The 9,978-nt window shown below is 42.9% G+C and carries 6 protein-coding genes; 4 read left to right on the forward strand and 2 right to left on the reverse strand.

What is annotated here, in order from left to right:
• The first annotated feature begins 164 nt into the window (after positions 1 to 164).
• A complete protein-coding gene (locus tag AACS98_RS21440) occupies positions 165 to 1,388 on the forward strand; it encodes a molybdopterin molybdotransferase MoeA (protein WP_066383819.1) in 1,224 nt (407 codons plus the stop codon).
• A 108-nt stretch (positions 1,389 to 1,496) separates the two neighbouring features.
• Here the strand turns inward: AACS98_RS21440 and AACS98_RS21445 are convergent, their stop codons facing one another.
• On the reverse strand, positions 1,497 to 3,014 hold the full coding sequence (locus AACS98_RS21445) for a phenylacetate--CoA ligase family protein (RefSeq protein WP_066383822.1): 1,518 nt from the start codon (positions 3,012 to 3,014) through the stop codon (positions 1,497 to 1,499).
• Positions 3,015 to 3,186: 172 nt separating this feature from the next.
• On the opposite strand from AACS98_RS21445, the gene AACS98_RS21450 reads away from it, so the two are divergent.
• Together AACS98_RS21450 and AACS98_RS21455 are read left to right on the forward strand one after the other, a co-directional pair.
• Positions 3,187 to 4,908, forward strand: a complete 1,722-nt coding sequence (locus AACS98_RS21450) for a serine/threonine-protein kinase (RefSeq protein WP_066383826.1) — start codon at positions 3,187 to 3,189, stop codon at positions 4,906 to 4,908.
• A gap of 82 nt (positions 4,909 to 4,990) precedes the next feature.
• Positions 4,991 to 7,195, forward strand: a complete 2,205-nt coding sequence (locus tag AACS98_RS21455) for a serine/threonine-protein kinase (protein WP_066383829.1) — start codon at positions 4,991 to 4,993, stop codon at positions 7,193 to 7,195.
• Between the two features lie 264 nt (positions 7,196 to 7,459).
• Here the strand turns inward: AACS98_RS21455 and AACS98_RS21460 are convergent, their stop codons facing one another.
• The gene (locus AACS98_RS21460; protein ID WP_066383832.1) at positions 7,460 to 7,918 is read right to left on the reverse strand and encodes a BON domain-containing protein; all 459 of its coding nucleotides are present in this window, start codon (positions 7,916 to 7,918) and stop codon (positions 7,460 to 7,462) included.
• A 633-nt stretch (positions 7,919 to 8,551) separates the two neighbouring features.
• On the opposite strand from AACS98_RS21460, the gene AACS98_RS21465 reads away from it, so the two are divergent.
• A partial coding sequence (locus AACS98_RS21465; RefSeq protein WP_066383990.1) for a sensor histidine kinase occupies positions 8,552 to 9,978 on the forward strand: 1,427 nt, incomplete at its 3' end.

Here is a 9,978-nt window from a genome sequence, read left to right on the forward strand (position 1 = left end):
AATGTTGCATTAAAACTCTCTTGTAGGATAAGCTCTCTAGCCCGTCCGGTGCAGGCTAGAGAGCTTACACTACAAGAACTATATTTTTGCACTACTTTAGCCTTGACACGCCACTACAATTTCAGGCTGAGGTAAATTATTTCAGGAAATTTGAGGCGATCGCTATGTTATCAGTCAGGGATGCAGCAGCAACTATTTTCAATTTAGTTCAACCACTACACAGCCTACAAGCTACGGAAGATATAGATTTATTCGCCGCTAACGGACGTATTTTAGCAACGTCTGTCACCAGTGCTTTAGATTTTCCTCACTGGGATAATTCGGCGATGGATGGCTATGCGGTACGTTATGAGGATGTCCAAAACTCTAGCGTTGAACAGCCAGTTAATTTAGAAATTGTCGCCGAAGTTGCCGCCGGCTATCAGCCCCAGTTTACCCTACAACCAGGACAAGCCGCACGGATTTTTACGGGTGCGGTGATTCCCAAGGGTGCTGATACTGTCGTCATGCAGGAGAAAACACGCCGGGAAGATAACCGGGTTTTGATTCTCACTACACCCCAAAGTGGGGAATTTGTCAGACGCAAAGCCTCTTATTATCAAGCAGGGACAGAATTATTACCAGCAGGGATTAAGTTAACGGCGGCGGAAATTGCTGTTTTAGCCGCTTCTCAGTGTTCTCAAGTCAGGGTTTACCGTCGTCCTCGTGTAGCGATTTTTTCTACTGGAGATGAGTTAGTTACAGTCAATCAAGCTTTACAACCAGGACAAATTGTTGATTCTAATCAGTATGCTTTAGCTGCTTTGGTGCAACAAAGCGGCGCAGAACCGATATTCTTAGGCATTGTTAAGGATAACCCAGAAGATTTAGCAGCAACGATTAAACACGCCATAGCTAACGCCGATATAGTGATTTCTTCCGGTGGTGTGTCTGTGGGTGATTATGATTACGTTGACAAAATTCTTGATGAGTTAGGCGCGACAATTCACATCCGCGCTGTAGCGATGCGCCCAGGAAAACCCCTCACCGTCGCCAGCTTTCCCCAGTCGCCGATATATTTCGGTTTACCGGGAAATCCGGCGGCGGTTTTGGTGACTTTTTGGCGATTTGTGCAACCGACTATTAGGAAATTGGGGGGAATGGCTGCGGGTTGGGATGTGGAATTTATCAGAGTGCGATCGCATGATGAGTTACGTTCAGATGGTAAGCGCGAAACTTATATTTGGGGAAGTTTACATTTAATTGATGGCGTTTACGAATTTCACAAAGCTAAAGGTAGTCATATTTCTGGCAATTTAATTAATTTAGCTCAAACAAATGCTTTAGCTGTGCTGCCAGTCGGTAAAACTTTGACTTTACCAGGGGAAGAAATAGAGGTTTTACAGTGAATAAATATTCAGATCCCCGACTTCTTTGAGAAGTCGGGGATCTATATCCTCATATCCTCATCAAATATGAATTACTTTAGGGCAGGCAGGATGCCCACCCCACAAGATTTATTGGCGTGTGTAGCGATGTTTTACGCCGATGGGGAAATATTCGCGATCGCCCGTTGGTGTTAACATAACTTGCGGGGTTTGATATTCTTTCGGCACGTAGTTAGCAAACTCGCTGTTAAGTCTCAACAGTTGGTTAAGAATTGAGGTGGTGATAGCTTGGCGTTTGTCTTCGCTACCTTCTACCCCCGGTGCTAATTCCACAACTACAGATAAAAATCTATTTTTATCTGCGTCTTCTTTTACCTGCAAAACGAATTTACCCGTTACCCAATCTTTAATCACAGGTTGCTCTAATCCTACTGTGACATTTTCCGGGTAGATATTCGCGCCAAAATAGGACACCGTAAAATTAGAGCGTCCAAAAACGTAAACGAAAGGTAATTGATGAATACCTCTTGGGGAGTCAGGGGTTTGAGAAGTTAAATTTTCTAATTGGTTAAATCCCCAGTCTGCTAAAAACTGGAGCATATCATTATAGGGAATAATTCCCCCAGTATCTAAAATATTATATCTTATTAGGGGAATGCCATTATTCCCAGAAAACCATAATTGACCGTTCTGCACTTCAAAAAAGCGGCTCACTGGGTCATACTGCACGAGTGTAGGTAAACGGGATTCTCCAAATAACGCTTTAGCGGCGGTGGGATTTTGCGCGAGAAAGCGGCGAATACAGATACTTAAAGGCGTTTCATTACCTAATACTCCCGCGTCAGCAGTACCGTAAAGTGAAGCAAAATCATAGCAGGGATTTTGAGAACCGACTCTTTCACCAACTAAACTGCGCCATTCTTCACTGAAGACTTCACCTGCCATCACAAATTTCATCTGATAGCGTTGCCAGTCTACACCACGGGAAATCCCTGTATCAATGACATCTTTTAAAAATGGTGGATATCCTAATAAAACCACTTGCTGAAAATTTCTGCCGAGTTCCTGTATAACCCGCAATATTTCGTCTTTATTGTTACCGGGTGTGATGACAGTGATGGGGTAGCCTTTGCTGGCGAGATACCGACAGCAATTAGTTGTGAACATTCCCCCGACCCAAGTACCGAGGGTAAAACAAATTACAGCCAAGGTGCGTTTATTGTCGGCGGCGAAACTGTCATGAAAAATTTGCTCGAAGCGTGTAGCAATTTGTAATTCATCGGTGAAGAAACGCGGCCAGAATGTCGGTTTACCTGTAGAACCGGAGGAAGCGGCTATCATATCGCAACCGTCTAGTTGTCCGTTGTGACACAAATCTGTGAGAGGATAACGGGAAATATAATTTTCTTTAGCGATCGCAGGAAGTTTCTGAAAGTCTGCAAAACTCTGCACAGCATCGGGATTAATTCCCCTGTCTGCCAAAAAAGCTTGATAAGCAGGTACATTAGCAGCCACATCATGAAATAAATCCAACACAGATGATTCAGCCGAAGTGTTAATATGCTGCTGTAATAACACCTCTAGAGGGATAGAAACAAAATCTTCCCATGCTTTAATAGCTTGCTGTCCTCTTGATTGATATTTCATCTTATTTAGTCATTAGTCATTAGTCATTGGTCATTAGTCATTAGTCATTAGTCATTAGTCATTGGTCATTAGTCATTAGTCCCCAATCCCCAATCCCCAGTCCCCATTCTCCGTAAATTAAACTGTGTTTATTGTAGTAATTTAAAAAAACCCTCATCTATCGTTCCGCGCCATGCAGGTATATTGCAGTAAACAACACGCCAATCATAGCAGTAATCGTTTTTGTACTCATTGCGGTGAAGCTTTGGCTCTTGCTGCTGGACAAGTTGTTGATAATCGTTATCGGGTGATACGTCAATTAGGACGAGGTGGTTTTGGACGTACTTATTTAGCTGAGGATACCAAAAAATCTCATCAAACTTGTGTGCTGAAAGAGTTTGCACCCCAAGTTACTGAGAAGCAGGATTTACAAAAGGCTAAGGAGTTGTTTGAGCGAGAAGCAAATGTCCTCAAAAAACTCCGCCATTCTCAAATTCCTAGGTTTCACGCAACGTTACAGGTAAAAATCGGCAGTCGGGATTTTTTCTTTTTGGTACAAGATTATGTAGAGGGTGATAATTTTGACCAAGTTTTAGAACAGCGTTTAAGTCAAGGTAAGGCTTTTAGTCAAGAGGAAGTCATCACTTTATTAGAACAAATTTTACCTGTGTTGTCGTATATTCACGCTCAAGATGTTGTTCATCGTGATATCTCTCCTGATAATTTGATTTTGCGTCGTTCGGATAATTTACCTGTACTGATTGATTTTGGTGGGGTGAAGCAATTACCTGCGGCTCAGGGTTTTTGGATGACTCAGTTAGCAGCTAATCGCACTCTTTTAGGTAAAAACGGATACGCACCAGAGGAACAATTACGACAGGGGAAAGTACATTTTAATAGTGATTTATATTCTTTGGCGGTAACGGCGTTAGTTTTATTGACTGGAAAAGAGCCACAAAGACTATACGATAGCTTTAACGGAATGTGGCGTTGGGGGAAGGAAATTAATGTGAGTTATCAACTAGAGACGGTGTTAAAAAAGATGCTGGCTTATAAACCAAGCGATCGCTATCAAAACGCCGAGCAAGTTCTGAAAGATTTACCCTCACCCACTGTGACTAAACAACCTGTACTCTCAGCAACTGCTACTAAATTACCTGTTACCCAAATTACCAAGATGAAGACAATGATAGTTGCCCCTGGACGGAAAGCTGGGGCAATTGTGAGTAAAATTAATAGTAAAACTCAATTTTTAGCCCAAAAGTTACCGTTACCTGTGTGGTTGCGTCCGTTTGCGGTGAGTTTTGGCGGCACAGCTTTAGTTGTTTTGACTGGTGCAGGAACTTGGGCGGTAGTAAATTCTGTGGTTAAAGGTGTGTCATCAATCACGATACCATCAATTTCTTTGCCTCAAATTCCATCCTTACCCAATCCTATTGCTCAACCAGTGGGGAATAACAACAAAGTTAGTCTGAGTGAAGTGATTAGCCGTCGTCAACAGTTAGAACTTCCCGAAGGTTTTTTTATCCGCACGGTAGATGAGTTATTCTATGGGCGCAAACCAGAACTAAAAGGGCGGACTCTGACTTCTGAAGCAAAAGACGCAGCTTTGCGCGATGAATGGGCTGGGATTGCTGGGGATTTGCTAAATAAAATAGAACAAGCTAACCTCAGTGTAGAGTCTCGCCGTAAACTAGGAAGCTATACGGAGCAAGATTACCAAAGATGGAGAAGACAAGCCCGTTCTGGACAATTGGGAAGATATACAGTTAATGATTTAAATAGAGACGCTAATCAAAAATTTGAGCAGTTGTTTCCTGACCAAGACCGTGGGAAACTGAATCAACAAACTTTAGGTCAAATCTGGTACGCGATCGCATCTGATCAAGTTAGTCAAGCCAGAAGTGGGAGATGAGGGAGATGAGGGAGAATGACTAATGACTAATGACTAATAACTAATGACTAATAACTAATGACTAATGACTATTTACTAAACTATGTATTCTCTTTATTGTTCTAAAGGACACGAAAATTCTCCCGAAAGTCGCTTTTGTCTCCATTGTGGTGAGAAATTGGTGGATAATACCCAGAGTTCTGGTATTCAAGCAGGGCTAACTTTAGGCGATCGCTATGTGATTGTACGTCAAGTTGGTAAAGGTGGGTTTGGACGGACTTATTTAGCAGAAGATGTTAACCGTTTCCGTGAACTTTGTGTTTTAAAGGAATTTTCTCCCCAAGTTCAAACAGAATACGTTATCCAAAAAGCTGAAGAATTATTTCAACGGGAAGCTACTGTTCTTTATCAGCTACAACATCCCCAAATCCCCCGGTTTCGGGAAATGTTTCAAGTTAGCCTCGAAGGTAAACAATATCTGTTTTTAGTCCAAGATTATGTAGAAGGAGAAACTTATAGTAACTTATTAATTTCTCGGAAACAGCAGGGTTTAAGGTTCACAGAAGCGGAAATCCGCCAACTTTTACAGCAAATTCTGCCAGTTTTGGATTATATCCATAGTTTGGGTGTCATCCATCGCGATATTTCGCCGGATAACTTAATGTTGCGTAGTGTTGACCAATTACCAGTTTTAATTGATTTTGGCGGTGTCAAACAAGTAGCGGCTACGGTGGCTTCTCAATATTACCAACCGGGTGCAGGTGTTCCAACTCCACAGGCTACTCTACTGGGTAAGGTGGGTTTTGCACCACCAGAACAAATGCAAACTGGTGCGGTTTCGCCTCACAGTGATTTATATGCTTTGGCTGTGACTGTCTTGGTGTTGCTGACGGGTAAACAACCCCAAGAATTACTCGATACTTATAATCTGACTTGGCAATGGCGCAAGGAAATTAGCCTCAGTCCGATTTTAGGACAGGTATTAGATAAAATGCTAGCTGCCAGACCAGGCGATCGCTATCAGTCAGCCCAGCAAGTTCTAGAAGCACTCAACCCCAAACCAGCGTATTATCCCCCCACTCAAGCACCCATCCCCATCACGCCACCCACCACACCACCCACTCCCATTACATCACCGACTACAGCACCTACATCCGCTACCCTGGCTGTCTCCCCATCTCCCCCATCTCCCCCATCTCCCCCATCTTCCTCCCCTCCCCCGACTCCCCCGACTCCCCCACCTCCTCAACCTGACAACTGGTGGACACCAACTAAAGTTTTCTTGAGTTTACTGGCGTTTGCTGGTGCTGGTGGATTAGTTTGGTGGGGAATAAATGCTAATACACAAAAACCGATAGTTGTCAACCCCACGCCAACGCCCACGATTACCCAACCCACTAATCCTTTAGATAAATATTCGCCAGCAGAAAGACGACGCAAACAAAGATTAAGCGATCGCCGTCAACAATTGGGTGTAGACTTTAATTTCTACGTTAGTTTAGTGAATCAAGCCTTTTGGGAGGAAAATCCCAGTTTACAAGGGCGCACCCTCAGCGATGAACCAGAAGATGAAAGTTTACGCGCCGAGTGGGATCGGATTGCCGCCCAATTATTAGAAAAACTTGCGCCTTTGAGTACCAACGCCAGGCGACAACTCGGTACTTACACAGCCGCAGAAAGGGATAGATGGAAGGTAGCAGTTAACCAAATCAACGTTAGTAGTCGGGCTTTGTATGATTTAGGTGATGCTGCATTTTTTAACGCCTTTCCCGCACAAAAAGGGCGAGATTTTATCAATCAGCCTATCGGACAAGTTTGGCACGCTTTTGTCAGTGACAAACTTAACGCCCTTTTAGCTGGTAGTGCTTTCCAAAGAATTGTATTTGATCCCGGTGCTATTAGTAAAAACATTAGTGGTACTCTGAAACCGGCTGCTGGTAAAGTTTTTATTGCTGATTTGGGACAAAATCAAACTTTAGATTTAAAATTGGATGCCAATTCCAAAGTTTTATTATCAGTTTATTCTCCTTCCGGGAAAATCACATTTTTAGAAGATTCGCAAAAACGCAGTTTATCAACTGAACTACCAGAATCAGGATTTTATGAGTTTGTCGTGGTGTCTACTGCTTCCACATCAGCAAATTATCAACTCAGTCTGACTGTAGAAAGTCCCACCCCTCCCGAAGAACCTACACCCACACCCACGGAAACCCCTACCGCAGAACCTACACCCACACCCACGGAAACCCCTACCGCAGAACCTACACCCACACCCACACCCACACCGACGGAAACGCCTGAAGTTTGAGGTACTGGGGACTGTTGGTTTATTGACTTCTTGCATCAAGATTTTTTTGTTTCGCGCATACCGCCAAGGCGGAACTGCCAGAGTAGGCGCAAACAAGAAGAGATAAAATACTCAAATCTCCCCGTTTGGATACGTCTACAAGTCTTGTAGGGTGCGTCAGACGGCTTAAATGCTGTCAATAAACAGATGGTTGATATCTGACGCACCCTACTATTATGCCAGTTGCGTAAGTCCTGGTTAATCAGAATACTGTTCAACCATCATCTATGATTTTTTCTCAGTGTCAACTTTGACTTCTACTTTTACCTTTTTTACTCCCTTCACTTCCTTAACTAATTTTTGTGCTTTCTCTAATTCTGCTGAAGAAGCAACCGTACCTTTAAGGGTAATTTCACCCTGTTCATTTTCCACTTCTAACTTATTTCCGGGTAAGCCTTTTTCTAACTGTTGACTAACAACTTTTTCTAAATCATCATCAGAAGCGATCGCCTGCTTTTTCTCAGTCTCAGTTTTAGCTTTAGTATCTGCATTAGTCGGTGAATTTTCAGCAGATTTGACAGTTTTATCTGTAACTGGTGTAGTCTGAGTAGCTTGCTTAGTCGTGGTTTCCGCAGTTCCATTCGTAGGATTAGGAGTTTGGTTAGCATTATTCGCAGATTCTTGGCAACCAAAACTACCAACTAATAAAAAGCTACTAACTAATAAGGTAACTAGCTTTTTCATATTTATCTCCCTATTGCATCATTGAAGCGAGTAATTTACTTGTGTGTGTTGCCTAGGAACAAATCTTAAAACAAGATGAAATTTGAAACGGCAAATGTCGTCAGCAAGCACCACAAAATAGCTGAAGCTAAACACTTATACTATTGCTCAAAGCTAAAATCCGCTAACCAGTTTGCAAAAGTGTCCACTCAAATTATCAAACTGGGGACTTACGCAACTGACATAATAGTAGGGTGCGTCAGATATCAAGCATGAGTTTATTGACAGCATCTAAACAGTCTGACGCACCCTACAAGACTTAAGACACCATGCTTATGCGGTGCGTTATCTGTTGCTTGAACGTACCCGATTTAATTAAAAAAACTATACAGGGGAAATCGCGCCTATTTAGTTCGGTTATACGACTGTTGTTAGGGCGTAAATAAATATAACCTCTATGTAGTAGAGAAATTTTAAATCTCAAACAAGACTCAAGTTGAGTCTCACAAAAAAAATCAACTTGTAGGGTGCGTCAGTCAAAGTTCAAAACTGAATTCATGAGGATTTTTGCCTGTGATGCACCCGATTCGATGCGCCAGTTGCCTGAGTCCTATCAAAGCTGCTAATCTCTCTGGAAGCAAGGGGTGAATGTTTGTGTACCAATGGATATTGCCAAGTCTGAGCGAAGTGTTAGCTGAAAGTCAATCAAGTTTGGCTGAATGTTCCGTCATGAAAGCAGAACAACAATGGCGGATGAGTTTAGCCGCTACAGAACATCTGCTGGTTGAGACTTTAGCTAATGCTGCACCTGATGCAGTCTCAGGTTTGGTTTTGGCTGCACCAGCACCCCTCTTTAGTCAGCCAAGATTAACTCAGAAGTTGCAGACGGTAACTTTTACTGCTAAACCATTTAACCCGTTGGCATTAATGCCGTTTCAAATGCCAAGCGCGATCGCTTGTAGTGAACCAGAAACTACACCCGGTGAGTCTGTATTACCGCTACTACCTGCCGATCCTTTAGCATCAGAGCAATTTTGTCTGGTATTCACAGATAATTTTAGCTTGGTGTTGGTGTTAGCAACTCATCCAGATGGACAAAAAAAATTTTCGTTTTCTTTTGAACCGGAAGTAGTACAGCAAGCATGGCGATCGCTCGGTGCGCGTGTTATGCTAACTAATCCCGATTGTTTCGCTCAGTTGGACGCATTAGTACAAAACTATCCGGTAGCCGCACCAAATTATCGGACTGTATTGCAATTTAGTCAATTGTTACTGCAAGCTGTACCAGAGTCAGCAGCAATTAAGGAAGATTTCTCTCAGCATTCCATCCCCAACACCCAACCCCCAGAACTTCATCCCCAATGTCCACTCCCCAATTATTCTACTCCCAACCCGGATGTAGAATTACTGCAAGCTTTTGCTCATGAAGTCCGCACACCCTTAACTACTATTCGCACCATGACGCGTCTGCTATTGAAGCGGCGAGACTTACCAGCAAATGTCATCAATCGTTTAGAAATTATCGATCATGAGTGTACTGAGCAGATTGATCGGATGGAGTTATTATTTAAAGCAGCAGAATTAGAAACTTGCAAATCTGCGAAGTCTGCTAACACCCACCTCACAGCCATGTCTCTGGATCAGGTGTTACAACAAAGTATACCCCGTTGGCAACAAGCAGCGCAACGTCGCCATTTAACTTTAGATGTGGTGTTACCGCAGCAATTACCGACTGTGGTGAGTAATCCCACTATGTTAGATCAAGTTCTCACGGGTTTGATGGAAAATTTCACCCGCAGTTTACCTGCTGGTAGCTGTATTCAAGTGCAAGTCATACCCGCAGGGGATCAATTAAAGTTACAACTGTCGCCTCAGACTCTCTCTCAAGATACTAATAAAGTTAGCACACCTGCAACTCCCCCCATTCGCAAAGCTTTGGGTCAGTTGCTCATGTTCCAACCAGAAACAGGTACTATTAGTTTAAATATCTCTGCTACTAAACACCTGTTTCAAGCAATTGGTGGTAAGTTAATTGTCCGTCAGCGTCCGCAATATGGCGAGGTTTTGACTATTTTCCTACC

This window comes from Anabaena sp. CA = ATCC 33047 (assembly GCF_963870205.1).
GTDB lineage: Bacteria > Cyanobacteriota > Cyanobacteriia > Cyanobacteriales > Nostocaceae > Trichormus.